We start from the raw sequence: 25999 nt of genomic DNA, 5'->3' as shown, positions 1-25999 counted from the left end.
CCAGTGCGCATCTGCACTTCGGGAGAAGTGGTAGCGGCAGAGACTGAGTCCTGCTTTGGCGAAAGGATGTGGCCAGGGACAGATGTGGTGGACTCCGGCTTTCCGACGAGTCTCTGCACGGAAGAAGAGAGCGCGCAGTTGGAGTGGGCTCCAACTAAACGGGAAAAACATCAAAAGCTGGAGCGGACTCCAACTGAATGAGCGACAAAGGAATCATCCACCAGAACCTCCAGGACTTCTTCCTGGGCAAAGGCATTTGAGATTCGGTTCCATCCCGGGATGCCCCGGATCTGCCCTGCCATCACCAGCATCAGCATTCATACGAAAAGGGAGAAACCCGGCTTCAGGTTTCTCCCATGTTTTGTTATTCGGCTTTTTCCAGCAGCTTTTCCAGGATCTGCACAGCGTTCGTTGCCGCACCCTTGCGGATCTGGTCGCCGCAGACAAACACCTGCAGCGTCTTTCCCTCCGGATCGGTCAGGTCCTTGCGGATCCGGCCCACGAACACATCGTCCTGGTCCGTGGTATCCAGCGGCATGGGATACACCCTGTTCTGCGGGTCATCCTTCAGCTGCACTCCCGCGGCCTGCTTCAGCACTTCCCGGGCCCTGGCCACATCCACTTCGGTTTCACATTCCAGGGTGATGGACTCGGAGTGGGAGCGCATCACGGGAACGCGGACACAGGTGCAGTTCACCAGAAGTTCCGGTTCATGCCAGATTTTCCGGCCTTCGTTCTGCATCTTCCATTCTTCCTTGGAGATGCCGAACTCATCGAAGTCGCCGATTTGCGGAATCAGGTTGTAGGCGATCTGGTAGGGGAACGCCTGGAAGGGAACATCTTCACCTTTGACCTGGTTTTCCAGATCCGCAATCCCTTTGACCCCGGCTCCGGACACCGCCTGCATGGTGGTCACGATCATGCGCTTCAGGCCGAATTCCTTCTTCAGCGCATCACACCCCACCAGGGCAATGATCGTGGAGCAGTTCGGGTTGGCAATGATGCCGTTGTGGTGGTCAATGTCATCCGCATTGATTTCCGGCACCACCAGGGGGACATTGTCATCCAGCCGGAAGGCGCTGGAGTTGTCCACCACCACACAGCCGGCTTCCTGCGCCCAGGGCATCCACCGCTTCGTCACGTCATTTTCGCAGGCGCCGAGGACATAGTCCACACCCTGGAAGGAATCCGGGGTCAGTTCCTCCACGACCAGACCGTCAATGACCTTGCCTTTGGACCGGGCGCTGGCCAGCAGCTTCACCTCCACCGGCAGATTCCGTTCCCGGATACATTCCAGCATCTGTCTTCCCACGGCGCCGGTCGCGCCTGCAATTGCCACTTTCTTCATCCCTGCAAATCCTCCTTCGTCACAAATTCGTCATAAATCGCCTTGACTGCCGTCTCAAAATCCGGCGTTTCCACCGCCACCGTGATGTTGATCTCATTGGAGTCCTGGGCAATCATCATGATGCTGATGTTTTCCCTGCCCAGGGCCGTGAACAGCCGCCCGGCCATGCCTGGGGAATCGCTCATGCGCTTTCCCACGGTACTGATCAGTGAAATGTTGTCCTGCACCTTCACCTCATCCGGCTTCAGCTCCCGCTTGATCCGGGACACGATTTCGTACAGCGTGTTTTCCACGTCCTTTTCTTCCATGACCACCGTGAAGCTGTCGATGCCCGACGGGATGTGCTCGATGGACACGTTGTAGTCCTCCAGGATGGACAGAACCTTCCGCATGTAGCCCACTTCGCTGGACATGTGTTTCTTGTATACATATAAGGATACAAACCCGGATTTTCCGGCGATGCCTGTGATGGGATAATGGGACTTCGTTTTCCGGTTTTCCTGGATGAACGTTCCCGGATCCTGCGGCCGGTTGGTGTTCAGGATGTGGATGGGAATGTTGCGTTCCTTGACCGGGAAAATCGCCTCTTCATGCAGCACGCTGGCCCCCATGTAGGAGAGTTCCCGCAGCTCGGAGTAGGTGATGTGGGTGATTTCATGGGGCTTGTCCACGATGGTCGGATCTGCCATGAGGAATCCGGACACATCGGTCCAGTTCTCGTAGACATCCGCATCCATGACGTTGGCCAGGATCGCACCGGTGATGTCCCCTCCGCCGCGGGTGAACACCTGGATGCGTCCGTTGGCCGTGGATCCGTAGAATCCCGGGAAGACGAAGTGTTCGTATTCTGCCATCTTGGCCTGCAGCTTGGCTTTCGTCGCCTTGAAGTCGATGGTTTTGTCCAGGTTGAAGCAGATGACATCCCTGGCATCCACAAAGGGGAAGCCCAGGAATTCCGCCATCATTTTCGCGCACCAGTATTCGCCCCGGGACACGATTTCGTCCTGCTTCATCTGGTTCAGGTTCGCATAGAAGGCATCCAGTTCCCCGGCCATGTTCTGCTTCAGGCCCAGTTCCTTCTGGATCCCCAGGATCCGCTCCCGGATGATGCGGTAGACATTGGAGGCGTCCACGTGATACTGACGGTGGGCATCCAGCAGGTAGAGCAGGTCGGTGAGCTTGGCATCTGCGGGGGTTCTCCGACCTGGTGCGGACACAACGACATAGCGGCGGTCGGGATCGGACTGGATGATGTCCCGGACCTTGCGGAACTGACAGGCATCGGCAACTGACGACCCGCCGAATTTCGTGACTTTCAGCATATTGATTCCTTTCTCAAACAAGAAACGGGAGAGTGCACTCCCGGTTTTTTCAGCGAAGCAGACAGCTTACCGCCAGAGGGCGATCATGGCCTGCGGATCCAGTTCCTGGATGCGGTCGATCACATCGGCGCCTGCCGGTCCGATCAGCCAGTATGATCCTTCCTTCACTCTGGCTGTCGGAATGGAAGAGAGGTCTGCCTCCGAGCGGACCAGCCAGGTTTCCTGAATCAGGGAATCGTCCTGCTTCAGGTTTCTGTCCAGGCGGATCGGGCGCTCTGTGCCTTCCATCGTGTCGAGTGCGTTGGCCAGCATGGCCTGGGCCGTTGCCATCTGTCCGGCACCCTGGCCGAACAGGCCGATCTTGTCGAAGCTGTCGGCATAGATGAGCTGCGCATTGTAGTTGGACGGCACATTGGCCAGATAGTCGTCCCGGTTCAGGAACGCAGGCGCAATCACGGATGCATAGCGCCCGTCTTTCTGCACGGACCGTGAAATGTGGCGGATCACTTTGTTTTCGCCTCTGGCCAGCGCAATGTCTTCCGGTGTGAGCTTCGAGATGCCAAGGGGCTTTCTCAGACCGTCGTTTTTCGTGTTGTATGCCAGCATATTGGTGATCACGGTCTTGTACCAGACATCCATGCCTTCCACGTCATTGGTGGGGTCCGCTTCGGCGTATCCCATGGCCTGTGCATCCCGCAGTGCCGTCGACAGGTCCTGCCCCTCTTTCTGCATCTGGTCCAGGATATAGTTGGAGGTGCCGTTGAAGATGCCCTCGAATCCATTCAGGTCTTCCAGCTTCTGCAGCTTCAGCACGGCATCCAGGAAGGGGATCCCGCCGGCCACGCTGGCTTCGATCTGGATCGATCCGCCGTTTTCTTCCGCCAGCTTCACATAGTCTTCCAGATTGGGGGCCACTGTGGCCTTGTTGGATGTGATGACGTGCTTGCCTGCCTCCAGCGCCTTGCGGATCAGGGTGTTGGACGGTTCGGTGCCGGAGAGGCATTCGAACACCACATCCACGTCCGGATCCGTCACCAGGCCCTCGCCGTCGTTGGAGAAATAGGGAAGATCCTCGAATTCCGGCAGAACGAACACTGCCTTCATGTCCAGTCCATCCACCGTGTTCACAAGTTTTTCGACGCCTTTTCCCACGGTTCCATATCCTAATAATACAGCCTGCATAAGCCCTCCTGTTTCTTATTCAAAAACACTTGTTTTCAAAGCTTGCACATTGTATCATAGGTGTTGTTCATTTTCAAGGAGGTTTTCAAATGGTTACATCCTACCATTCAACAAGAAACAAGGGGATACAGGCAGGTGCCAGGGAAGCGGTCCTGACAGGCATCGCCAGCGACGGCGGTCTGTTTGTCAGACCGGATCTGGGAACGGAAAAAGCAGACCTGGACCGCATCCTGAATCAGTCGTATCAGGAGAATGCCGCATACATTCTCGGCCTGCTCCTGCCGGACTATACAGAGGAAGAACTGAAACAGGCAGTGGCGGCCGCCTACACCGGCACATTTGCCGACAAAGCCATCACGCCTCTGAAACCCGTCGGCGACCTGCATGTCCTGGAGCTGTTCCATGGACCCACCTCCGCCTTCAAGGACGTTGCGCTCACCATGCTGCCGCAGCTCATGAGCATCGCCCTGCAGGATACGGAAGATTCCGCCATGATCCTGACTGCCACCTCCGGTGACACGGGCAAGGCGGCACTCTCCGGATTCCGGGATGTGGACCGGACAGGCATTGCCGTCTTCTATCCCGAGGGCAAGGTGTCCCAGATCCAGTACCGGCAGATGGCCACCCAGCAGGGAAGCAACGTGAAGGTCTTCGCCGTGCGGGGCAACTTCGACGATGCCCAGTCTGCGGTGAAGCAGCTGTTCCTGGATGAAGACCTTGGCCAGTGGGCGGCCGGGCAGAACATCCGTCTGTCCAGCGCCAACTCCATCAATGTCGGCCGTCTCGTGCCGCAGGTGGTCTACTATTTCGAAGCCTGGAAGCAGCTGGTCAACCAGGGTGTCATCGGCCGTGATGACAAGGTGTCCTTCTCTGTGCCCACAGGCAACTTCGGTGACGTGCTGGCAGGCTACTATGCATACAGGCTGGGACTGCCGGTGAAGAAGTTTGTCGTGGCCAGCAATGCCAACAACGTGCTGACGGAATTCATCACCACGGGTGTGTATGACCGGAACCGTCCGTTCGTGAAGACGATTTCCCCGAGCATGGACATCCTGATTTCCTCCAACCTGGAGCGCCTGCTCTACTACATGACAGACGGAAACACGGAACAGGTGGCTGCCTGGATGCAGGAACTGGCCGAAACCGGACGGTATGAAGTCACGCCGGAGGTCCTGGAACGGATCCGGTCGCTGTTTGAAGCCGACTATGCGGATGATGCCGCCACGAAGGAAACCATTGCTGATGTATATAAAGAGGAACGCTATGTGCTGGATCCTCACAGCGCCATTGGCTATCGGGCGGGTCTGGCGAAAAAAGACGACACCCCGATGGTGGTCCTTGCCACGGCGTCTCCCTACAAATTTGCACAGGATGTGATGCAGGCGCTGACCGGTGAAGAGCTCGGGGAATGGGATGCGCTGCACCGGCTGCAGGAACTCTGTCAGGATCCCATCCCGGCAGGACTGGCTGCCCTGGAGAACGCCAGGATCCTCCACGAGGCTGTTATCGGGGTTCCGGGGATGAAGGAAGCCGTGCAGGGGGCCTGCTCTTTGGTGAAAAACGGAGAGACCGCATGATCCGCATCAGTGTACCGGCCACCAGCGCCAACTGTTCGGTAGGATTCGATACGATGGGACTGGCCCTGGACTGGCGGGGGATGTTTCTGTTCGAACAGGCTGACAGCCTGCGCATTACGGGCTGTCCCGAGGCGTATGCCGGAGAGGACAATCTCATCTGGAAAGCCTACCTGACGGGATGTGAGGCCGGCGGGTTTTCGCCGGATCCCCTCCATATTCATATAGAGTCTGACATTCCTTTTGCCCGGGGACTGGGGTCCAGTGCCACGTGCATCGTGGCGGGTCTGGCTGCGGCGTGGGAAGTCCACGGCCAGCCGGCTCCCAGACATGAGATCCTGGCCCTGGCTGCAGGCATGGAAGGACACCCGGACAACGTGGCGCCGGCCATTTTCGGCAACCTGTGCACGACGGTCATGGACCGGGACCAGGCGGTGATGTGTGCAACAGACATGAGTCTCTGGCATGCACTGGCCATTGTGCCGGAAAATGAAGTCTCCACCGCCGAGGCCAGGAAAGTGCTTCCGGCGACAGTATCTCTGAAGGAAGCGGCCCTTCAGGCCGGGCGGGCAGCTCTGTTTGTCCAGGGACTGGAACGCGGTGACCAGCAGCTGGTTTGCGCTGCGTGTCAGGATGTGCTCCATGAGCCCTGGAGAAAGGCGCTCATTCCCCAGTACAGTCGGCTGAAGGACGCCTGTGAAGCCAATGCGGTCCCCCTGTGGATCTCCGGCTCGGGCAGCACCATGCTGGCCATCAGCCGGGACCGCTCACAGCTGGAGAGCATGCAGGCATGGGTCCGGAAGGAGATGGGCCTGGACAGCCGGCTCACGAACCCCGACCGGGAAGGACTGCAGATCTTCCATGAGTAAGTACTATGTGGTCTCCAGCGAGATCCTGCCCGAGGTGCTGGAGAAGGTCATGGAAGCCCACCAGCTGCTGAATTCCGGGGAAGCCACCCGGATCTCCGAGGCCGTGGCCAAAGTGGGGATCTCCCGCGGTACGTTCTATAAATACAAGGATGCGGTGTTCAGCTTCTCCCAGGACGAGTCCACGCGCAAAGCCATCATTTCCTTTGTCATCCGCCATGAAAAGGGGGCGCTGGCCCAGGTGATCAACCTGCTCAGCCGCTCCCAGGCCAACATTCTGTCCCTGAACCAGACTGCACCGATCAACGGCATTGCCAGCCTGACGATCACCATTGACATGGCGGACCTGGAAACAAGTCCCGAGGACCTGATCCGGGTGCTGCAGGATCTGCCGGCGGTGAGCCGGACAGAACTGGTGGCAGTGGAGTGACGCTCAGACGGCTGGCGGCCTGGTTCTGGGGCATGGCGGCGATCCTGGCGATGCTGTTGACAATCGTCGACCTGCAGGCGCTGGACACAGGCTGGTACGATGACTGGTACCGCCACTCGGACCTGGCAGAAAGGCTGGATGTGCCGGAAGAAAGCCTGGAGGAAGCCATGTCCATGATGCTGGAGTATGTCAGGGGGGACCGAAGCACCATGGACGGCTCTTTGGCGGGGATCGGCGAGGTCTACAATGCACGGGAAAAGGCGCACATGAAGGATGTGCGCCATCTGTATGAACAGGCAATGGCCGCAAAATACACTGCCTGGGCCATTGTGGGTCTGGGCGTTGTGATCGCAGGATGGAAAAAAGCCTGGAAAACGCTGGCCCTGGGGTATCTGCAGGCAGGGCTCTGCTGGCTGTTCCTGCTGGCGTTCCTGGGGCTGTGGGCTGCAACCGGATTCACGGATTTCTGGACGCATTTCCACGAGCTGTTTTTCAACAACGACCTGTGGCTGCTTGATCCCGCCACGGATTTCATGATCCGCATCTGTCCGGAATCGCTGTTCTTCGACCTGGTGATCCGCATCGTGCTGGAAATCACAGCGGTTGCAGTGACCGGGGGTGTTGTATCCTGGCTGGTGCTGCGAAGTGGCAGGCGTTGAAAAGGCCATTCACAATGTTATACTGCTGATGAGACCTCCGGCATGAAAGGAAGGCATGCGGAAGGTTTGATTCATGGAACTCATCCTTGCCAGTCAGTCCCCGCGGCGAAAGCAGCTCCTCGAGGAGCAGGGATATAAGGCTGATGTTCACCCGGCAGAAATTGCCGAGACGATTTCCACGACAATGCCCCTGGATGAGGCCCTGGAGCGCCTGGCGCTGGACAAGGCCCGTGCAGTACAGCCGGCTTTTCCTGACAGAACCATTCTCGCGGCCGATACGGTTGTGGTGTATGGAGGCGAGATCCTGGGAAAGCCGTCGGATGACCGGGAAGCCTGTGATTACCTCATGCGGCTGTCCGGAGAAACGCACCAGGTGAAGACCGGTGTGTGCATCCTGACACCGGAGCTGGAAATCACGTTCACCGACACCACAGATGTGCATTTCCGGGTTCTGGAGGACCAGGAAATCCTGGAATATACGGATTCAGGCCGTGCGCTGGACAAAGCCGGTGCCTACGGGATCCAGGATTCCGGGTTTGTGGACCGCATCAGCGGCTCCTGGAGCAACGTTGTGGGACTTCCGATGGAAAAAGTGGAAGAAGTTCTCGATTATTTGTGCAGAAAGGGTTGCGCAACCGCCGTGTGATAGGGTAATATATCACACGTACCGCCCGTATAGTATAAAGGTAATACAGGTCCATGGTAAGGATCAACTCGTGGTTCAATTCCGCGTACGGGCACCATTCAGATCATCCACCCGCCGGCAGGCGGGTTTTCTTCGTGTGCCCGGCATGGCATACATCCAGGTGGTGAAAGTCCACTATGGGAGCGTATCATCGCAACCGCTAACCATTAGCTCAAGGCAAGGGGCTCACTGGTAACAGGAGTTCTGAAAGAAGCCCGGCGGCAAAGTTCCGGCCTGAGGAACACGAACCGCATATAAGGCCACAGACGGAGACGAGCGTGCGAAACAGCGCAAAGTCGTAATAGTTGCGGATGACTGTCTGGGGTAAATGCGGCAGGTATATGGAATGAAAGATGTATGACCTTACCCGGGGAGGTCCTGCCAGCGAGAGGAATCATCAAACCATGATGACCCCCTTCCCGCAGTAATAACGAATGGCAGGAAGTCAGCCGAGGCCATAGTAGCGAAGAAGTCCCTGTAATGGGGATGGAGTGAAGGGCCGAACGTACAATTTACTGCAAATATCAGGAATGCGTCCTGCACAACAAACCGATAAAGGACAAACCCAGAGAGCCCCTGAAGATGAGTAAGGAAGGGCAGTGCAGGAACACGTGAAAGAAAGGAGCAGCCATGAACCAGACCAGACTGATACAGCCGGAAGACCTGAGCACACAGGAAATCTTCTCCATGGAGAACCTGACCAATGCGTGCAGACAGGTACGGCGAAACAATGGAGCTGCAGGGGTAGATGGAGTCAAAGCCAGAGAACTTCCTGCCTGCCCCGGAGAGTATTGGGAGCGACTGCGGGAACAGATACTGGGCCGCAGTTATAAACCACTGCCAGCCAAAAGGACCGATATCCCGAAACCGGATGGGAGCCTGCGGGGGCTCAATGTCCCGGCTGCCAGAGATAGAGTCATACAGGCCTGTCTGGCAAACTATCTGGATTACAGGAAGGACTTCGAGATGAGCAACAGCTCATACGGGTTCAGGAAGAACAGGAGATGTGAACAGGCGATACTGAAAGGCCTTGAGTTCATGAACGACGGGTATGACTGGATCGTCGACATCGACCTGAGGAAATTCTTCGACACGGTGGACCAGGACAGACTGATACGACTGATAGACAACCTGTTCCATAACAGGGACGTCACGTCGCTGACAAGGAAGTTCGTCAGAGCGGGAGTCATGATAGACGGAAGGCTTGTCAGGACAGAAAGAGGCATCCCGCAGGGAGGGCCGCTTTCGCCGGTACTGGCCAACATCTATCTGGACCAGGCAGACAAGGAACTGGAAAGCAGAGGGCTGAGATTCACGAGATACGCAGACGATATGCTCATCTATGTGAAATCGGAAGCCGCCGCCAACAGAGTGATGAAGTCATTCAGCAACTATCTTGAAAAGAAGCTGAAGCTGGAAGTGAATGCTTCAAAATCGAAAGTGGCCAGACCGGATGAAGTGAAATATCTGGGGTTTGGCTTCAAAAGGAACAAAAGGGAATGGAAGGCGATACCGCATGAGAAGTCCATTCATGAGTTCGAGCAGAAGATAATGAAGCTGACAAAACGGAACTGGAGCGTATCTCTTGAGGAGAGGATTGAAAAAATCAATCAGGTCATCAGGGGATGGAGCAATTATTTCAGGTGTGCATGGCTGTATAAAGAAACGGTGCGCAAACTGGACAGCAAGCTCCGGAGAAGAATCAGGGCCATCATCTGGAAGCAGTGGAAAAGCATCAGGAAAAAAGAAGAGAGCCTCATCAAACTGGGATGTCCCAGAGACAAGGCTCACTCATATGCGTGTGCACGACAGGGATATGTCCGTTGTGCAATCACATTCCTGAACAAGTATATCAGAAATATACACCTGAAAAAGAAAGGCCTTCTATCCATGGAGGAATACTTCGATACGGTGGCAGTAAGGTTCATGAAAACATTTGTACGAACCGCCCAGTGCCGAACGGCACGCTGGGTGGTGTGAGAGGGTCAGATGACACCTACTCGATGTGTGCCCGGGCCTTCGTCCCTCTGTCCACCCTGCCGGCATCCGCTGTTTTTCCGGTGTCTGTCACCTGACCTGCCTGCATGTCATCCGCTGATTGCCGCCGGTTTTACACTGCCTGTGTTTTCTGTTACGATGTTGCGGTCTGCAGGAGGATTGCATATGGAAAAGACACTGACGAAAAAGGATCTGGCGGATCTGCTGGCAGAAGCCGGACTGGAGCTGAACAAGACACAGGCGGCGGAGGCTGTCAATGTCATGCTGGATGCCTTCACGAATACACTGAAGGATGGTGGGACAGTGGATATGTTCGGTTTCGGCAAGTTTACGGTGACCGAGCGTGCGGCCCGTTCAGGGATCAACCCGGCAACGCGGGAGAAAATCGAGATCGCGGCCACGAAGGCGGTCAAGTTCAAGCCTGCCAAGGCGCTCAAGGACGCACTGCAGTAATCAGAGTCATTCAAAGGGGGGACCGGCAGGCTCTCCTTTTTTGTTTTGCTGTGAGGCGAAGGCCCTGTTTTGCGCAATTGCCGGATACCCGGTGGACTGCTATCATGAAAGCAGACTGAAACTTTGAAAAGAGGAGCATGTATGGAACAGCCCATTTATGTCATCGGACACAAGAATCCGGATACAGATTCCATCTGTGCGGCTCTGTCCCTGGCGGAACTGAAGCGCCAGCTGGGACAGAATGCCGTGGCAGCGCGGATCGGTCATGTCAATCCTGAAACGAAATTCGTTCTGGAGAAGGCAGGCATGGAACCGCCTCTGCACATCAACACCGCCAAAAGCACGCTGGCGGAAATCGAAATCGACCAGGCGGTGACCGTGGACAAGGGCGCGACCCTGCGGCGCGGGTGGGACCTGCTGATCGAGAATGACGCCAAGACGCTGTATGCCACTGACTCGGAAGGCAACTACAGCGGTCTGGTCACACTGGGGGACATCTCCAAGATCCAGATGCAGGACCTGAACATCACGCGGGACCTGCTCAAGGTCACACCGGTGGAAAACTTCCGGGCAGCACTGCGCGGAACGATCCTGCTGGAGGGCACGAGACCCCTGTCGGGAGAAGTGCGCATTGCCGACAAGAAGATGATGGACCGCAATCTGGAGGGTGCGATCATGGTGCTCAACGACCATGAGGATTCCATGATCAAGTCCATGGCCAAGGGTGCGGCGATGATCCTCATTGCGGAAAACTTTGTTCCCAATGACTACATCATTGACATGGCCCGCAACATGGGAGTCACGCTGATCACCACGCCGTACAACCTGATGAAGATCGTGCAGATGGTGTACCGCTCGATCCCCATCGAAAGCATCATGCTGCCGGCTTCGGACATGGTCCAGTTTTCCCGGGATGAGTTTCTGGAGGACGTGGAGCGCGAGATGCTCAAGACCCGTCATTCCAGCTATCCCGTGGTGTCTCAGGGACGGATCACCGGGTCGGTGGCCAGGTACCACCTGCTGAAGAGCACGCCCAAGCGGTTCATCCTGGTGGACCACAATGAGAAGAAGCAGACCATCAACGACATTGACAAGGGAGAGATCATCGAAATCGTGGACCACCACCGGATCGGTGACATCACCACCAACAAGCCCATCCAGTTCCGGAACATGATCGTGGGGTCATCCTGCACGATCGTGGGCCTGATGTGGCAGGAATACGGCCTGAAGATGCCGGAAAATATCGCGAAGCTTGTGATCTACGCCATGATCTCCGACACGATGAACTTCAATTCTCCCACCTGCACACCGGTGGACCGGATGCTGGCGGAGAGAATTGCCACGGAGTACGGCTTTGACATCAATGCCATGGCGGAGGAGCTGTTTGCGAACACGGCATCCATCAAGGGAAAGACCGTGCAGCAGCTGACAGGCACGGATTCCAAGGAATTCAACATCGGCGGGCACAAAGTGGCGATCTCCCAGACCTTTGTCTTCAACTATGATGACATCCCGGCGATCCGCGATGAACTCCTGGACTATATGCGGCAGGAGGCCAAGTCGCGGCGCCTGGATCTTTTCCTCATGACCTTCACCAATGTGGAAGGACGCGGGTCCAGGTTCCTGGCAGCGGGTCCGGAGGCCGCACGGATGCGTCCGGTGCTGGACCGCTTTGAAGACCAGGGATTCGTGTCCCGGAAAAAGCAGATCGTGCCGGGTCTGGCGAGGGAGCTCGAATGAGCCTGACAGACCGGTTCCTGCGGTATGTGGGTGTGGATACACAATCCGACCACACCAGCGATACGGTTCCCAGTACCCCGGGGCAGTGTGAACTGGCGCAGATCCTGAAACGGGAACTGGCTGAACTGGGGATCGAACATACCTGCGGCAATGGTGTGGTCTATGCCCATCTGCCGGCCACAGGGCCCGGCCGGGGGGAGCCTGTGGGGTTTCTGGCGCATATGGATACTGCCGAGGAGCTGACAGGACGCAATGTCAGACCCCGGATCATTCCGTCGTATGACGGAGGAATCATCCGGCTGAACGACACAGTCTCGATGGCACCGTCGGAGTTTCCGGCCCTGTCGCAGGTCATCGGCGATGACCTGATCGTTACGGATGGCACGACACTGCTGGGCGGAGATGACAAAGCCGGTGTGGCGGCGATCATGCAGGCGCTGGACGAAATCCGCCAGGAAGACCACCGGGAACTGTATGCGGCTTTCACGACGGATGAGGAAATCGGACGCGGCGCTGATCATTTCGACCTGGAACAGTTTCCCGTCGCGTGGGCCTGGACTGTGGACGGGGATGCGGTGAACCAGGTGGACTGGGAAACCTTCAATGCAGCCTGTGCGGATCTGACGGTGCATGGTGTGGCCATCCATCCCGGGGAAGCAAAGGGAAAAATGGTCAACGCAGTCCAGATCGCCGCGGACATTGCCGCTGCGTTTGCGGCTGACGAAACACCGGCCGAGACAGAAGGCCGCCAGGGATTCTGGCATCTGACGGAGCTTGCCGGAACCGTCGAGGAAGCCCATGCCATCTGGATCATCCGGGATCACGATACAGAGAAGTTCGAAGAACGCAAGGCGTTCGTGCAGGACCTGGTTTCCCGCTTTGAAACGAAGCATCCGGGCTGTCTGGATCTGCGGATCCATGACCAGTACCTGAACATGGCCAGATTCGCGCCTGTCACGCAGAACGGGGAACCGGAAGCCGTGCGGGAGGCCCGGGAAGCTGTGGCCGCACAGGGACTGAAACCGGAGAGCGTTCCGGTCAGAGGCGGGACCGACGGTGCGATGCTCAGCGCAAAGGGCCTGTTTACGCCCAACCTGGGCACCGGCAGCTGGAATCATCACGGGCGGTATGAGTTCGCCAGTGTGCAGAAAATGGAAACGATGAAGAACATCGTGAAGACACTCATGAAAGGAAGGGACAACTGATGGATGCAGCGAGCGAGGCGCTGAAAAAACACAGGGAGTGGCAGGGCAAGCTGGAAACAGTGAACAAGATGCCCATTGAAACAGCCGACGATCTCTCCATAGCCTATACACCGGGTGTGGCAGCGCCCTGTCTGGAGATTGCCCGGGATCCTTCCCTGAGTTATGTCTACACCGGCCGGGGTCACACCATTGCGGTGATCTCCGACGGTTCGGCGGTGCTGGGGCTTGGCAACATCGGCCCGGAAGCCGGGATGCCGGTGATGGAGGGAAAATGCGTGCTGTTCAAGGCTCTCTCCGGCCTGGACGCCGTCCCGCTGGTGCTGGACACCCAGGATACAGACCGGCTGGTGGATGTGATTTCCGCCCTGGCACCGTCCTTTGGCGGCATCAACCTGGAGGACATCGCGGCACCGAGGTGTTTTGAAGTGGAGCGGCGCCTGAAGGAACAGCTGGACATTCCGGTATTCCATGATGACCAGCACGGCACGGCTATTGTGGTGTCTGCCGCGCTGGAAAATGCCCTGAAGCTGGCGAAAAAAGAGAACCCGCGGATCGTCATCAATGGTGCCGGGAGTGCGGGATGTGCCATTGCCAGGCTGCTTCTGGACAGGGGACAGAAAGATGTCATTCTGGTGGACCGGCAGGGGATCCTGACACCGGACATGGAGCTGACCAGCGGGCAGCGCGCCCTGATCGACAGGCTCAACCCCTCGGGCCGGACCGGGACCCTGCAGGATGCGCTGGCAGGTGCCGATGTCCTGATCGGTGTATCCGCCGGACACATCGTGTCTCAGGACATGATCCGGTCCATGAATGAGAAACCCATCGTGTTTGCCATGGCCAATCCCACGCCGGAGATCGAGCCGGAGGATGCAGCTGCGGCGGGTGCATACATCATCGGCACGGGACGGAGCGATCATCCCAACCAGATCAACAACCTGCTGGCATTTCCGGGAATCTTCAAGGGAGCCCTGGATGCCGGGGCAACGGAAATCAACGACGCCATGAAACAGGCGGCGGTGAGCGCGATATCCTCCTGCATTCCGGAAGAGGACCTTCGGCCGGATCACATCATCGTCAGTGCGCTGACACCGGGTGTGGCGGACCGGGTTGCCCGGGCTGTGGCGCAGGCTGCCGTCCAGAGCGGTGTGGTGCGTCATGCGTGAGGACCGGCGGGTGAAAACCGGACTGGTGGTGGAAGGCGGCGGCACCAAGATCGCGTATACCGGCGGTGTCCTGCAGTGCTTTCTGGAACAGGGGATCGACATCCCCTATTGTGTGGGAATTTCTGCCGGTGCCATGATGCTGCTTCCCTATGTTTCCAGGCAGCCGGGCCGTCTGCGGCTTACCGGCGTGGATGCCGCGAGTCAGAAGGGCCTGATCGGCCTGAAGCCCATCATGGAAGAGGGAAGTCTGTTCGCGCTGGAGAAAACGGCACAGTTCATCCAGGAAAAAATGCCGCTGGACTACGAGACGTTTTTTTCTTCCCCGACCCAGCTGGATATCGGGGTATACGACATGAAAACCCGGAAGACCCGGTACTACGGCAAGGAGTACGTGGATGCCTCTGATGATCTGCTGATTGCCAGCTGCAGCCTGCTGCTGCTGTCAAAGCCGAAGCAGTTTGACGGCAACACGGTGATCGATGCAGGGCTCACAGACATGATCCCCGTCTCGCAGGCCCTGAAGGCCGGCTGCGAAAAGGTGATCGTGGTGTCCACCAAGGAAGAGGGCTACCGCCGAAAAAAGGCGCCCTGGTGGCAGCTGATGGGAGCCCGGCTGGTGTATCATGACCGGCAGATCACGGAGGACTTCCGGAACCGTCACATCCATTATGAGGAGCAATGGCAGATCATCCATGATCTCGAGAAGGAGGGAAAGGCGCTGGTTCTGCGCCCACACCAGGATTACGGAATCACCCGCTATACCACTGACCGCGAAAAACTGGATGCCTGGTTCAAGCTGGGCTATGCTGAGACGCTGGAGCGTCTGGGGGAAATCCGGGCGTTTCTGGATCCGGACAGGACATCTGACAGAAAAGAGGCAATGTGAATGTTTGCACTGGAAAATGAGCACCTGAAACTTGTGTGCACCCCGAAGGGGGCACAGATGCAGTCTCTGGTGAACAAAGCCAATGGACAGGAAATCCTGTACCAGGGAGACCAGGGCTGGAAGGACCAGAATCCGAGCCTGTTTCCCGTCATTGGCAGCACCTGGAGCGGCAGCTACACCATTGACGGCCAGGAGTATGCCATGAAGAACCATGGTCTGGCCCGGTATGCTGTCATGGAAGGCAGCCGGGATGGGAATGTTCTGGCTTTCAGCTTTTCGGATGACGAAAAGACGCGGGCACAGTATCCCTTTTCGTTCCGGTTCACGATCGAATACCGTCTGGAGGGCAGGGAAGTGAAAATCGGCTACCGGATCGAAAACACGGGCGACGAAGAGATGCCCTTCACCCTGGGACTTCATCCGGCATTTGCGACGGATCCGTTTGAGAACTGCGAACTGAAGTTCGAGCCTGCGGGACAGGCCGTGATGTTTCACACCTTTGAGGACGGACGGCCTGTCGAATATGAATCCGTGCAGCTGGACACCCTGCAGCTGGACAGAGAACTCATACGACGGGAACGGACACTCATCTGGAAGGAGTTCCGGGCAGACCAGGTGACGCTGTCACAGGATGGCCGGGCTGTGGTGACCGTGAAGTTTCCGGGGTTTCCGTACCTGGCGGTCTGGACACATCCGCAGGACAGCGAATTTGTCTGCATCGAACCCTGGTACGGGCACGCCGATCTGGAAAAACTGGATGTTCCCTTTGAAAGGCGGGAAGGCACCATGATGCTGAAACCCGGTGATACCTGGACCACTGGATATTCCATTGAGGTGAAGTGACCATGCTGGGAAAGAAAAACAGTTACTGGGAGGAAAAGGAGTGTCTCGAAACCGTCAAGGCGCTCTGCGCGCAGCCCGCAGCATGGAAACGGACGCAGAAACAGGTCCGGGACCAGAAGGATGCCCTCAGGGCCTTCATGGAACCTGCTCTGCCCAGACCGGATTTGACCATTGCCTTCTGCGGACTGGATGGTGTGCTCACCAAGACAGTGTTTGACTGGGCGGACACGGACGTAAAATACGAAACCCGCTGGCTGGCACAGGGTGAAACGCTGCCGGCTGACAAAAACACCGTTCTGATCAGCCTGGAAACCGACGGCAACACAATGGAGCTGGCGGAAGTCATTGACAGGCAGCCGGAGCCCGTGCTCCACGTGATCGTGACTGGGGATGAAAAAAGCCCGCTGATCCGGGCAGCAGAAGGCCTGCACAACATGTATGGCCTGGTGGTACCGAAAGCCGGACTCACCAGCCTGATCCTGGCTGCGTTCATGACTCTGCACCTGGAAATCCTGGACGACCTGCAGCTGGATGACATGATCCATTCTGCCAGCCAGGTCCTGAACCAGAATGCCCCGGTGCTGGAGGACTTTGCGGACCACCACAGCTATCCGGCCATACGGGCTGTGGGCTTCAACATCCGACAGAAGCGCCATGGCATGAAGGAAATGACCGGCGTCATGAAAGCCGCCTTTGTTTCACCGTATACCGGCCTGCCCTATGACGGACAGCCGCTGAACCTGCTGTATTTTCCGGATGACCCGTCCCTGAAAAAAGAGCAGGTGGAACTCACCCGTGTCCTGCGCCGGGAGGGTCAGCTGGTGCTGGCTGTGGAAGCCAGGCACGAAGAGGAAATCCGTGCCGACGGTGTCCTGGACCTGAAGCTGCTCATGGCGCGCCACAATGTGTATGCGGCATTTGCCTTCCTGACGGTGTTTGAAGTGCTGGTGGTCTTCACGGCGGCGAAGCACAACATTTCCCTGGACGACGGTCCGCGGGACATCCGGATGAGCCTGGATTCCTGGATGGAGAAAGCCAGGCTGGAGGATGTGATCGACGCATGATCAGAGTCGTGCTGACCGGACATGGGACCTGGGCCAGCGGAGCCAAAGCCGGCCTGGACATGGTGGCCGGGGAAAGGGACTGCCTGCAGGCTGTGGATTTCGACGGTGACACCAACAGTCTGACCCTGCGGCTGAAAGAGGTCCTGGACGGGACTGACCCGGTTTTCGTGTTCTGCGACCTGGCCGGCGGCACCCCGTTTCAGGTTGCTGCACTGACCTGCCGCGGACGGGACAATGCCTGGATCCTGGCCGGTGCCAGTCAGCCGATGCTGCTGGAAATCCTGCCGATGCTGGAAAGCGGTCAGGATCCTGCGGATCTGATGCAGACCGCCATGCGGGCCGGCCATGACGGCATCCGCCTGCTGTCCCTGACCGGACAGAAGTGAGAAGAACGAATGGATCCATCTTCTGCAATGAAAACAGAAGACTGCCGCACCGGCACATCTTCGCGATGCTGCCGGTGCGGCAGTTTTTTGCTGTCCGCAACAGGTTGCGGCAATCTGTCAGACGGCGATGCGGCAATCCTTGTTCCTGCAATGCGGCAAATTCCGGTACAGCGGGCATACGGAAAGCGTTCAGGCCGCCGCAGGTGGTTCATCTGGAACAAAAGTCCGGAAGGACTGCCCGGATCCTTCCCTGCAGAGAACAAATCCGGCCCTGAAACGAGAGGAGACGGCCGTGGAAATACACAAAAAACACCGGCAGAGGACTGCGGAAAGTCAAGTGTCAGACTGCCGCATAATGTTACAGTTTTTGCCGTATCGAAACGGCAATTTTATAGATGATTTGAAAGCGCTTTGCTATTATCATGAAGCTGTAAAGAGCGGCAGTGATGCGGCCCTTGACACAGGCCCCGGCAACTGAGCGGCCGGTGGTCCAGGGGAAGATCAGGAAGTCCCCGGAAAGGATACCATTATGAAAAAAGCTCTGATTATCTGCGTTGGCGGTATGTCCAGCTCCATGATCGCCAAGAAAACCTCAGAATCCCTGCAGGCCAAGAACCACGATGTGGAAGTGACTGCAGTGGGTGTCATCGAAGGCGAACAGCTGATCAAGGACAAGGCATTCGACCTGTATCTGATCAGTCCCCAGACCAAGATGTACCTGAAGAACTTCCAGAAGATCGGTGAAGAAGTCGGCTCCAAGGTCATCCCGATTCCTCCTCAGGCCTACATCCCTGTTCCCATGGGCATCGCCAAGATGCACGACCTGGTCGTCAAGGAAATCTGACGACAGGGACCCGGCGTGTGAAGCCGAAAGAAAAAGAGCTTCTGTCCCTGCTGTATCAGAATCAGAACCGGTTTCTGACAGGGAGGGAGCTGGCCCAGGCTCTGCATATATCCGAACGGACAGTACGCAGCTACATCCGGCGGATGGAGCCGGTGATCACGGAAAACGGCGGGGAAATCCTGGCCAAGCAGGGAAACGGCTACAGGCTCCTGCTCAGGCGCCCGGTTCAGTTTGCCGTGCTGGCGGGCACACCGGGAACAGAAACCACCCGCAAAACGGCGCAGACTCCTGACAGCGCACAGGAGCGGCGGCGGTATCTCATGCAGCGTCTTCTCCTCAACGGAGAGACCCTGCAGGCGGAAGAGACAGCCGAGCGGCTGTATGTCAGCACCAGCACCCTGAAAAAGGAACTCTATCAGCTTAGGGGCATGCTGGATGAATACGGACTGGTGTTTGACTCCGGTCCGGCAGGGATCAGCATTCATGGAGATGAAACCAGCAAGCGGGCGCTGATCATGGACTATTTCTTCCGCTCCTCCACCTTCAATTCCATCCAGGAGTACATGGATCATTCCGGGTACTTTGACGACATTCCCACAGAACAGCTTCTTCGGATGGTTCTGGATGAATCCAGGCAGTTCGGGATCCGGCTGTCGGACATCATGGTGCAGAATGTGCTTCTGCATCTGGCTCTGTCCGTCAAGCGCATGCAGGCAGGGCTGAGGCCCGAGCACGCAGTGCTGCCGCCGGCCTTCGAACAGAGCTCGGAATATCAGGCATCCAGCGCCATTTTCCGGCGGCTGTCGGGAATGACCGGCGGGGAGTATCCCGCGGAAGAAGTCTCCTATCTGGCACTCCATCTCTCCGGCAAAGGCAGCTGGGCAACCAGGCAGCCTGCGCAGGGCGAGCATTTGGAACAGGAGGTGAAAACGGTCCTGTCCCAGCTCGCGGAAGATGACGTAATGCAGCTGGACGAGGATCCGCAGCTGGTCTCCAGCCTGCTGGAACACCTTCGTCCGATGGTGGTGCGTCTGATGCGGGGACTTCCCCAGAAGAATCCCCTGACGCAGGACATCCTGCGTGACCAGCCGGATCTGATGAAAGTCATCCGCAAGTACTTCGGCGCCATGCCTTGTCTTCGCCGGTATGACATTGACGACGACGAATGGGCATATCTGGCACTGCATATCATGGCAGCGCTGGAACGGCAGAAAGAGAAGCGGAAACTGCAGGTCCTGGTGGTCTGTGCCACGGGATACGGGTCCAGCCAGCTGCTGAAGTCCCGGCTGATGAAGCATTTCTCCGACAGCCTGCACATTGTCACGGAAACCGGCTATTACGAAATGAGTGACGACATTCTCCAGGGGATCGATCTCATCATCTCCAGCGTGAATATCGGACCGGTCATTTTCGGGGTTCCCTTCATTCATGTTTCGGTGTTTCTCGGAGAGGAAGACGTGCAGAACATCCAGCGCTTCATCGACCAGGAAAAAGCCGGACCGGAAAAGAAGGAGCCGGCAGCCGCCAGACCGGCATCAAAAAGCCAGAAGGAGATCTTCGACTGCTATTTCTCGGAAGAGGATTTCCGCGTCTACAAAGGCCATCCGGAGCGCGATCAGGTACTGAGCGACCTGGTGGAGACACTTGCCTGCTATGAAAAGGACAGCTTTGCCGACCACATGCGGGAACAGATCCGGCTGCGGTCCCAGATGGGATCGCTGGTGTTCAGTGACACCATTGCCGTGCCGCATCCGGCCGTACCGCTCTCAAAGGTCGCAAGACTGGCCCTGGCGCTGATTCCGGAAGGCATGTACTGGAACGAATCCCATCCGGCGATCCGGTTTGTGTTCCTCATGTCTCCCTCCTACGTGGAGAACCGGAACCTGCCGAAAGTCACCGGCGCCATTGTCTCTTTGATGGAAGAACCCGTTCTGCAGGAACAGATCCTGCAGGAACAGTCATTCGATGTCTTCGGCCGCATTCTCGGTTCTCTGATCGAGACGGCCTGACATCGCCTGACAGGCACCAATCTCAAGCATGACTCAGAAAGGGAATACGAATCAGGAAGGAACTCTATGCCGAAAATGGACGTACAGGAATCCCAGCTTGTCGCGTTCACCATCATTTCCTACTCCGGCATGGCCCGTGCCCTGGTGCACGAAGCCATGGAAGCGATGCGGAAAGGTGAATTCCAGCTTGCGGATGAAAAACTGAATGAGGCAGATGAACAGCTTGTCCAGGCCCACAAAGCCCAGACCGACCTGCTGCACGCATTTGCCAACGGAACTGAAATCGAAATCCAGATCATCATGGTCCACGCACAGGATCACCTGATGACCACCATGACACTCAAGGAAGTGGCCCAGGAGATGAAAATGCTCTGCAAGGGTCTGGAAAAAGCCGGCGTGCTGCCGCTGGAAGAAGAGTAGAGAGCCGGGATCATCCCGGATCGCCGGAAGCGGGAAAGGAATAAGGATATGTCCAAGAAGAACAAACAGAAACTGTCGCAGTCCCAGCTGGACAGAAACAAGAAGATTTCCAGCCTGAAAACCATGTACTTCAACCGGTTTCTCATGGTTCGGTACATACTCGCTGTGATGGTATTTGCCAGTTTCTTCCTGGCATTCCTGTCCTGGCAGACCTTCACTGGATATGCCGCTGCTGCTCTGCTGGTATTTGCCGCACTTCCCATGTGGGAACTGGGCAACATGTACGGCAAGGCCGAACCGTCGGTGAAATGGACCCGCCGCTACTACATGGTCCAGCTGGTGTTCAACTGCGGCCTGTGCCTGGTCTGCTGGATGGCGCCCATGAGCAGTGTGCTGCCATTCTTTGCGGATGTGCTGGCCGCCCGCATCCTGGCCACTGTGCTGCTGGCAGCCGGCGGCGTCCTCTGTGTGCTTTGCCTGCGCCGTCTTGACAAAATCGAGGCGGGAAGGGACAAACAGCTGGCACGCATCCGCTTCTTCGAAGAAAAATACAGGCTGCAGATCTGAGATCCGCAGCCGGGCATGACAGTCTGCACCCACCACTGACAATGACCGGTACAGCTGTTCAACCACCATTATGCACTTCCTGCGGGAAATGGACATATGTTTGACCGGACACGCTGCTACCAGCCGTTTCGGCCGGCACGAAACCCGGTTTCATTCCCGGAGAATCTGCATTCTTTGACAAAAGGAATATAAGAGAAGAGATTACATATGAACAAGGTCTTTGAATTTCTGGACAAGTATCTGATGGGCCCGATGGGGATTCTGTCCCAGAAACAGTTTGTCCGCGCCATCATGGCTGCCGGTATGGCAACGATCCCCTTCACCATCGTGGGATCCGCATTCCTGATCCTGGGCATTCTGCCTCAGGCGTTCCCCTTCCTGGAAGGTGTATGGGCTGTTTCCTTCGACAAGATCAACGCCCTGTACATGCTGGCCAACCGCTTCACCATGGGTGTGCTGGCACTGTACTTCAACATTGTCATGGGCTTTGAGCTGACACAGATCAAGGCACAGGAATACAAGCTGAACCTGACACCGCTCAACGGCGCTCTGCTTGGCATGATGGCGTTCCTGATGACCATGGCCGAACTGACCATTGCGGATGGCGGCGTCTTCACCCTCAAGGAAGGCGAAAACTATATCAACGGCGTGCTCTATGGCGACTTTGCCAGCCGTCTGGGATCATCCGGCATCTTCGTGGGCATCCTGATGGCAACCCTGGCGGTCTTCCTGTACAAGGAATGCGTCAGAAGAAACTGGACCATCAAGCTGCCGGATGTGGTACCCTCCGGTGTGTCCCGCTCCTTCACGGCCCTGATTCCCTGCTTTGTCATCGCATTTGTCGTACTGATCCTGAACGGTCTGCTGATCTGCATCGGCTATGACCTGTTCACCATCGTATCCGTACCCTTCGGCTTCGTTGCAGGCATTGCGGACACCTGGTATGGCGTATTCATCATCAACTTCCTGATTTCCGCTCTGTGGTCTGTGGGCATTCACGGTGCGAACATCATTTCTGCCTTCTATTCCCCGATCACACTGGCCAACCTGGATACCAACATGAAGATCATGCAGGGCGCTTCCGGCGAATACACGACCTTTGCCGGTGAATTCCAGAACATGTACGTTGTCTGCGGCGGTTCCGGCGCGACTCTGGGCATGTGTATCTGGATGTGCTTCTGCGCGAAATCCGAACAGCTGTCCGTACTGGGCAAGGCATCCATTGGTCCGGCCCTGTTCAACATCAACGAGCCGCTGGTCTTCGGTGTGCCCATCATCTATAACCCGAACCTGATCATTCCCTTCATCCTGGCTCCGTCCCTGTCCTCCGTGATTGCCTACTTCGCCATTCACTCCGGCATGTTCCCGCCAGTCATTGCCAACGTTCCCTGGCCGACACCTGCTCTGCTGGGCGGCTTCATTGGCACAGCCAACCTCATGGGTGGACTGCTGGCGCTGATCACGGTGACATTTGCCTTCCTGATTTACTGGCCTTTCCTGAAAGCCTATGACAAGTCGCTTGTCAAACAGGAAAAGGAAATGGCGGAAGCGGAAGCGCAGGCTGAAACAGCATAATCCTGATATGCACTGCGGCAGGCATCGGCTGGCAGAATGCCTGCTGACCTGCCGCTATTTCTTTGGATGTCCGGTCATCCTGGCCGGCAGATTCATCAGTACAACACAAGTATGAGGAGACATTGAAATGAAAGAACGCAAACTTGCACCGTTCCCCGAAGACTTTTTCTGGGGAGCCTCCACATCCGCCTATCAGGTGGAAGGCGCCAGTCTGGAAGACGGCAAAGGCCCGTCCTGTCAGGATGTAAAGGAAGTGCCGGAAGGCACCTCCGACCTGACTGTATGTGCCGATCACTATCACCATTACAAGGAAGACATCAAGCTGATGGCGGACATGGGCTTCAAGTCCTACCGGTTCTCCATTGCCTGGACACGCATCCTGCCGGAAGGCACAGGCGAGATCAACCAGAAGGGCATCGAGTTCTACAACAACGTCATCAATGAATGCCTGAAGTACGGCATCGAGCCGATCGTGACGATGTTCCACTTTGACATGCCGGCAGCGCTGGATGCCCGTGGATCCTGGGGCAACCCCGAGTCGGTGGAATGGTTTGTGAACTACGCCATGGTGCTGTACGAAAGCTTCGGCGACCGCGTCAAATACTGGCTGACGATCAACGAACAGAACATGCTGACACTGGTGGGTCCGGTGATCGGCACCCTGACGATTCCGGAAGGCACGGAAAATGTCCTGAAGGAAATCTACCAGCAGAACCACCACATGCTCGTGGCCCAGAGCAAGGCCATGGTGCTGTGTCACGAAATGCTGCCGAATGCCAAGATCGGTCCGGCTCCGAACATTTCCCTGGTATATCCCGCCACATGCAAGCCCGAGGATGTCATCGCGGCGCAGAATTTCAACGCAGTCCGCAACTGGCTGTACCTGGATGCAGCGGTATACGGCCGCTACAACTCCATTGTCTGGGCGTGGCTGAAACAGAACGATGCCTGCCCGACCTTCGCACCGGGCGATGAGGAAGCCCTGAAAAACGGCCACCCGGATTTCATCGGCTTCAACTACTACAATACCGGCACAGTGGAGGCCGATGACGGAAGCGTGGAAGAAAGCCCCTTCGGCGGCGATCAGCAGAATGGCGGCGGTGTGGCCGGCATGTACAAGTCCTACCGCAACCCCAACCTGCAGCAGACGGAGTTTGGCTGGGAAATCGATCCCGTCGGCTTCCGGGCGACGATCCGCGAAATGGATTCGCGCTATGACCTGCCGATGCTGGTGACGGAAAACGGACTGGGCGCCTATGACAAGGTGGGCGAAGACGGTAAGGTCCACGATCCCTACCGGATCGAATACCTGCGCCGTCACATCGAACAGATTCAGGAAGCCATCACCGATGGCGCCGAAATGCTGGGCTACAACCCCTGGAGCGCCATTGACCTGATTTCCACACATGAAGGCATGCGCAAGCGCTATGGCTTCATCTATGTGGACCGGGAAGACTTTGACCTGGGCACCATGGAGCGCCAGATCAAGGATTCCGGCTGGTGGTACAAGAAAGTCATCGAATCCAACGGAGAAGACCTGACCGACTGAATGGACTGCAGCCGGGTCTGAGAAAAGACACAGGCGGAAAGACTGTCCGACAGCCTGAAGCCAGACACAGGGCGGCAGCCCCGGCACTCTACCGGACTGCCGTCCTGTTTTGCATCCTGCAGACTGACGTCACTGGGCACGGTGTTCCTTCAGCGGGCGGAATCAGTCCCGAAAGGAAGGAACACGGAAGCGTTATGCGCCAGATGCTGCAAGGGTACGATAAGATTGCCTCCCGGGCAGGATCCGGGAGGAAAGCAGAAGAAAGAGAGGAAAGATCATGAAACGGAAAATTGTGTTTCTGGATGTGGACGGCACCCTGATCGACTACGAGGCAAAGTGTCCGGACAGCGCAAAGGAAGCAGTCAGGAAAGCCAGGGAAGCAGGACACAAAGTATATATCTGCACAGGGTGCTCCAAGGCGGAAATTCTGCAGCGGGATCTTCCGGCACTGGACGGCATGATTGGCGGCAACGGTGCCTATGTGGAGGATGACGGACAGGTCGTCATGCACCAGGGCCTTACGGCGCAGCAGACCCGGGATATTGTGGACTGGTGCAGAAAGCGGGGACTGGGGTTGTACCTCGAGAGCAATGCCGGGATGTTCTGTGACGACAACATGATCGTCCAGGGTCCCGAGGCAATGGTGAAATATACCATGGGAAAAGGCGCCGATCTCTCCCAGGCCAAAGACAGCTCCTCGCAGTTTCTCTCACAGATGATTCACCTCCCGTATGAGGACATGGGACGGGATGATGTGAACAAAATCAGCTTCATTCTCTCGGCCTACCAGGACCACCTGGATTCCGCCACCCGGTTTCCGGACCTGATTGCCAACACCTGGGGCGGCAAGGGAGAACATGCATTGTATGGAGATCTGGGACCCGAGGGAATCACCAAGAAACATGCCATCGAGGTGCTTCTGACTCACCTGGGGGCCGATGCCGCGGACACCATTTCCTTTGGCGACGCAAAAATCGACCTCTCCATGTTCGAGCTGTGTGCATACAATGTGGCCATGGGCAACGGCGGCCCTGAAATCAAGGCAGCAGCCGATCTGGTGACAGCGGATGTCAACGACGACGGACTGTACAAGGCCTTTGAATCCCTGGGTCTCTTTGAGCCGGCAGAGAGTGGAGCTGCCCGACTCTGACCGGGTATCCTGGACAGGCTGAGGACTTATGCAGCAAGCCCCCTGCAGGTGCACAGAGACTGTGTCCTGCAGGGGGCT

Annotated in this window: 25 protein-coding genes and 1 tRNA gene; 22 read left to right on the top strand and 4 right to left on the bottom strand. The window is 57.0% G+C overall.

Annotated features, from left to right (window positions below; translation table 11 throughout):
- Positions 1 to 170: 170 nt before the first annotated feature.
- From aalo17_RS12855 to aalo17_RS07865, 4 genes are all read right to left on the bottom strand, one after another.
- Positions 171 to 317 (bottom strand): hypothetical protein, encoded by a 147-nt coding sequence (locus aalo17_RS12855; protein ID WP_203225809.1) that lies wholly within the window; start codon positions 315 to 317, stop codon positions 171 to 173.
- A 47-nt stretch (positions 318 to 364) separates the two neighbouring features.
- On the bottom strand, positions 365 to 1348 hold the full coding sequence (locus aalo17_RS07875) for an aspartate-semialdehyde dehydrogenase (protein WP_067557882.1): 984 nt from the start codon (positions 1346 to 1348) through the stop codon (positions 365 to 367).
- On the bottom strand, positions 1345 to 2670 hold the full coding sequence (locus aalo17_RS07870) for an aspartate kinase (protein WP_067557879.1): 1326 nt from the start codon (positions 2668 to 2670) through the stop codon (positions 1345 to 1347). The genes aalo17_RS07875 and aalo17_RS07870 overlap by 4 nt, the downstream gene beginning before the upstream one ends.
- A gap of 66 nt (positions 2671 to 2736) precedes the next feature.
- Complete coding sequence (locus tag aalo17_RS07865; RefSeq protein WP_067557876.1) at positions 2737 to 3852, bottom strand: homoserine dehydrogenase; 1116 nt, start codon at positions 3850 to 3852, stop codon at positions 2737 to 2739.
- 89 nt (positions 3853 to 3941) lie between these two features.
- Here aalo17_RS07865 and thrC point away from each other — a divergent pair, with 89 nt between their 5' ends.
- The 22 genes from thrC to aalo17_RS07750 all read left to right on the top strand — a co-directional run bounded on the left by thrC (position 3942) and on the right by aalo17_RS07750 (position 25921).
- The gene (thrC, locus tag aalo17_RS07860) at positions 3942 to 5429 is read left to right on the top strand and encodes a threonine synthase (RefSeq protein ID WP_067557873.1); all 1488 of its coding nucleotides are present in this window, start codon (positions 3942 to 3944) and stop codon (positions 5427 to 5429) included.
- Positions 5426 to 6295: a homoserine kinase gene (gene thrB, locus aalo17_RS07855; protein ID WP_067557870.1), complete on the top strand. Its 870-nt coding sequence runs from the start codon at positions 5426 to 5428 to the stop codon at positions 6293 to 6295. Before thrC ends, thrB begins: the two co-directional genes overlap by 4 nt.
- The gene (locus aalo17_RS07850) at positions 6288 to 6722 is read left to right on the top strand and encodes an ACT domain-containing protein (protein WP_067557867.1); all 435 of its coding nucleotides are present in this window, start codon (positions 6288 to 6290) and stop codon (positions 6720 to 6722) included. The genes thrB and aalo17_RS07850 overlap by 8 nt, the downstream gene beginning before the upstream one ends.
- Positions 6719 to 7381, top strand: coding sequence for a TIGR01906 family membrane protein (locus tag aalo17_RS07845; protein WP_067557864.1), 663 nt, complete (start codon positions 6719 to 6721; stop codon positions 7379 to 7381). Before aalo17_RS07850 ends, aalo17_RS07845 begins: the two co-directional genes overlap by 4 nt.
- A 73-nt stretch (positions 7382 to 7454) precedes the next feature.
- Positions 7455 to 8027 carry a Maf family protein gene (locus tag aalo17_RS07840; protein ID WP_067557861.1) on the top strand — a complete coding sequence of 191 codons (573 nt, stop codon included), beginning with the start codon at positions 7455 to 7457 and terminating at the stop codon, positions 8025 to 8027.
- A 23-nt stretch (positions 8028 to 8050) separates the two neighbouring features.
- Positions 8051 to 8124 (top strand) — tRNA-Thr (locus tag aalo17_RS07835).
- A 572-nt stretch (positions 8125 to 8696) separates the two neighbouring features.
- Entirely contained in the window at positions 8697 to 10046 is a 1350-nt protein-coding gene (gene ltrA / locus aalo17_RS07830) for a group II intron reverse transcriptase/maturase (protein WP_067553967.1), read from the top strand.
- A 183-nt stretch (positions 10047 to 10229) separates the two neighbouring features.
- Positions 10230 to 10517, top strand: a complete 288-nt coding sequence (locus tag aalo17_RS07825; protein ID WP_067557858.1) for an HU family DNA-binding protein — start codon at positions 10230 to 10232, stop codon at positions 10515 to 10517.
- A 141-nt stretch (positions 10518 to 10658) separates the two neighbouring features.
- Positions 10659 to 12257, top strand: coding sequence for a putative manganese-dependent inorganic diphosphatase (locus tag aalo17_RS07820; protein WP_067557855.1), 1599 nt, complete (start codon positions 10659 to 10661; stop codon positions 12255 to 12257).
- Complete coding sequence (pepT, locus tag aalo17_RS07815; RefSeq protein ID WP_067557852.1) at positions 12254 to 13462, top strand: peptidase T; 1209 nt, start codon at positions 12254 to 12256, stop codon at positions 13460 to 13462. The genes aalo17_RS07820 and pepT overlap by 4 nt, the downstream gene beginning before the upstream one ends.
- Positions 13462 to 14628: an NAD(P)-dependent malic enzyme gene (locus tag aalo17_RS07810; protein ID WP_067557850.1), complete on the top strand. Its 1167-nt coding sequence runs from the start codon at positions 13462 to 13464 to the stop codon at positions 14626 to 14628. The genes pepT and aalo17_RS07810 overlap by 1 nt, the downstream gene beginning before the upstream one ends.
- Positions 14621 to 15514 (top strand): patatin-like phospholipase family protein, encoded by an 894-nt coding sequence (locus aalo17_RS07805; RefSeq protein WP_067557847.1) that lies wholly within the window; start codon positions 14621 to 14623, stop codon positions 15512 to 15514. Before aalo17_RS07810 ends, aalo17_RS07805 begins: the two co-directional genes overlap by 8 nt.
- Positions 15515 to 16357, top strand: a complete 843-nt coding sequence (locus aalo17_RS07800) for an aldose 1-epimerase family protein (protein ID WP_067557845.1) — start codon at positions 15515 to 15517, stop codon at positions 16355 to 16357.
- Positions 16358 to 16359: 2 nt separating this feature from the next.
- A complete protein-coding gene (locus aalo17_RS07795; RefSeq protein WP_067557842.1) occupies positions 16360 to 17421 on the top strand; it encodes a hypothetical protein in 1062 nt (353 codons plus the stop codon).
- Entirely contained in the window at positions 17418 to 17807 is a 390-nt protein-coding gene (locus aalo17_RS07790; RefSeq protein WP_067557839.1) for a PTS sugar transporter subunit IIA, read from the top strand. Before aalo17_RS07795 ends, aalo17_RS07790 begins: the two co-directional genes overlap by 4 nt.
- Before the next feature lie 529 nt (positions 17808 to 18336).
- The gene (locus aalo17_RS07780; protein WP_067557833.1) at positions 18337 to 18651 is read left to right on the top strand and encodes a PTS cellobiose transporter subunit IIB; all 315 of its coding nucleotides are present in this window, start codon (positions 18337 to 18339) and stop codon (positions 18649 to 18651) included.
- 17 nt (positions 18652 to 18668) lie between these two features.
- Positions 18669 to 20660, top strand: coding sequence for a BglG family transcription antiterminator (locus aalo17_RS07775; RefSeq protein WP_067557829.1), 1992 nt, complete (start codon positions 18669 to 18671; stop codon positions 20658 to 20660).
- Between the two features lie 66 nt (positions 20661 to 20726).
- Positions 20727 to 21080, top strand: coding sequence for a PTS sugar transporter subunit IIA (locus tag aalo17_RS07770; RefSeq protein WP_236940461.1), 354 nt, complete (start codon positions 20727 to 20729; stop codon positions 21078 to 21080).
- Between the two features lie 48 nt (positions 21081 to 21128).
- Positions 21129 to 21647 carry a hypothetical protein gene (locus aalo17_RS07765; RefSeq protein WP_067557826.1) on the top strand — a complete coding sequence of 173 codons (519 nt, stop codon included), beginning with the start codon at positions 21129 to 21131 and terminating at the stop codon, positions 21645 to 21647.
- A gap of 207 nt (positions 21648 to 21854) precedes the next feature.
- Positions 21855 to 23222, top strand: a complete 1368-nt coding sequence (gene celB / locus aalo17_RS07760; RefSeq protein ID WP_067557823.1) for a PTS cellobiose transporter subunit IIC — start codon at positions 21855 to 21857, stop codon at positions 23220 to 23222.
- A 127-nt stretch (positions 23223 to 23349) separates the two neighbouring features.
- Positions 23350 to 24771 carry a glycoside hydrolase family 1 protein gene (locus aalo17_RS07755; protein WP_067557820.1) on the top strand — a complete coding sequence of 474 codons (1422 nt, stop codon included), beginning with the start codon at positions 23350 to 23352 and terminating at the stop codon, positions 24769 to 24771.
- Positions 24772 to 25048: 277 nt separating this feature from the next.
- Positions 25049 to 25921 (top strand): Cof-type HAD-IIB family hydrolase, encoded by an 873-nt coding sequence (locus aalo17_RS07750; RefSeq protein WP_067557817.1) that lies wholly within the window; start codon positions 25049 to 25051, stop codon positions 25919 to 25921.
- Positions 25922 to 25999 lie beyond the last annotated feature (78 nt).

Origin of the sequence: Faecalibaculum rodentium (assembly GCF_001564455.1) — a bacterium.
GTDB lineage: Bacteria > Bacillota_I > Bacilli_A > Erysipelotrichales > Erysipelotrichaceae > Faecalibaculum > Faecalibaculum rodentium.
The sequence above is the reverse complement of the archived record's forward strand: the minus strand, read 5'-3'. Positions and strand labels throughout refer to the sequence as shown.

Coding starts and splice junctions, on each gene's coding strand:
- aalo17_RS07780 (WP_067557833.1), top strand. CDS start 18,337: ATGAAAAAAGCTCTGATTATCTGCGTTGGCGGTATGTCCAGCTCCATG.
- aalo17_RS12855 (WP_203225809.1), bottom strand. CDS start 317: ATGCTGATGCTGGTGATGGCAGGGCAGATCCGGGGCATCCCGGGATGG.
- celB (WP_067557823.1), top strand. CDS start 21,855: ATGAACAAGGTCTTTGAATTTCTGGACAAGTATCTGATGGGCCCGATG.
- aalo17_RS07865 (WP_067557876.1), bottom strand. CDS start 3,852: ATGCAGGCTGTATTATTAGGATATGGAACCGTGGGAAAAGGCGTCGAA.
- thrC (WP_067557873.1), top strand. CDS start 3,942: ATGGTTACATCCTACCATTCAACAAGAAACAAGGGGATACAGGCAGGT.
- aalo17_RS07765 (WP_067557826.1), top strand. CDS start 21,129: ATGTCCAAGAAGAACAAACAGAAACTGTCGCAGTCCCAGCTGGACAGA.
- aalo17_RS07795 (WP_067557842.1), top strand. CDS start 16,360: ATGCTGGGAAAGAAAAACAGTTACTGGGAGGAAAAGGAGTGTCTCGAA.
- aalo17_RS07770 (WP_236940461.1), top strand. CDS start 20,727: ATGCCGAAAATGGACGTACAGGAATCCCAGCTTGTCGCGTTCACCATC.
- aalo17_RS07790 (WP_067557839.1), top strand. CDS start 17,418: ATGATCAGAGTCGTGCTGACCGGACATGGGACCTGGGCCAGCGGAGCC.
- aalo17_RS07750 (WP_067557817.1), top strand. CDS start 25,049: ATGAAACGGAAAATTGTGTTTCTGGATGTGGACGGCACCCTGATCGAC.
- aalo17_RS07870 (WP_067557879.1), bottom strand. CDS start 2,670: ATGCTGAAAGTCACGAAATTCGGCGGGTCGTCAGTTGCCGATGCCTGT.
- aalo17_RS07850 (WP_067557867.1), top strand. CDS start 6,288: ATGAGTAAGTACTATGTGGTCTCCAGCGAGATCCTGCCCGAGGTGCTG.
- aalo17_RS07825 (WP_067557858.1), top strand. CDS start 10,230: ATGGAAAAGACACTGACGAAAAAGGATCTGGCGGATCTGCTGGCAGAA.
- aalo17_RS07875 (WP_067557882.1), bottom strand. CDS start 1,348: ATGAAGAAAGTGGCAATTGCAGGCGCGACCGGCGCCGTGGGAAGACAG.
- aalo17_RS07820 (WP_067557855.1), top strand. CDS start 10,659: ATGGAACAGCCCATTTATGTCATCGGACACAAGAATCCGGATACAGAT.
- thrB (WP_067557870.1), top strand. CDS start 5,426: ATGATCCGCATCAGTGTACCGGCCACCAGCGCCAACTGTTCGGTAGGA.
- aalo17_RS07840 (WP_067557861.1), top strand. CDS start 7,455: ATGGAACTCATCCTTGCCAGTCAGTCCCCGCGGCGAAAGCAGCTCCTC.
- ltrA (WP_067553967.1), top strand. CDS start 8,697: ATGAACCAGACCAGACTGATACAGCCGGAAGACCTGAGCACACAGGAA.
- aalo17_RS07810 (WP_067557850.1), top strand. CDS start 13,462: ATGGATGCAGCGAGCGAGGCGCTGAAAAAACACAGGGAGTGGCAGGGC.
- aalo17_RS07755 (WP_067557820.1), top strand. CDS start 23,350: ATGAAAGAACGCAAACTTGCACCGTTCCCCGAAGACTTTTTCTGGGGA.
- aalo17_RS07805 (WP_067557847.1), top strand. CDS start 14,621: ATGCGTGAGGACCGGCGGGTGAAAACCGGACTGGTGGTGGAAGGCGGC.
- aalo17_RS07800 (WP_067557845.1), top strand. CDS start 15,515: ATGTTTGCACTGGAAAATGAGCACCTGAAACTTGTGTGCACCCCGAAG.
- pepT (WP_067557852.1), top strand. CDS start 12,254: ATGAGCCTGACAGACCGGTTCCTGCGGTATGTGGGTGTGGATACACAA.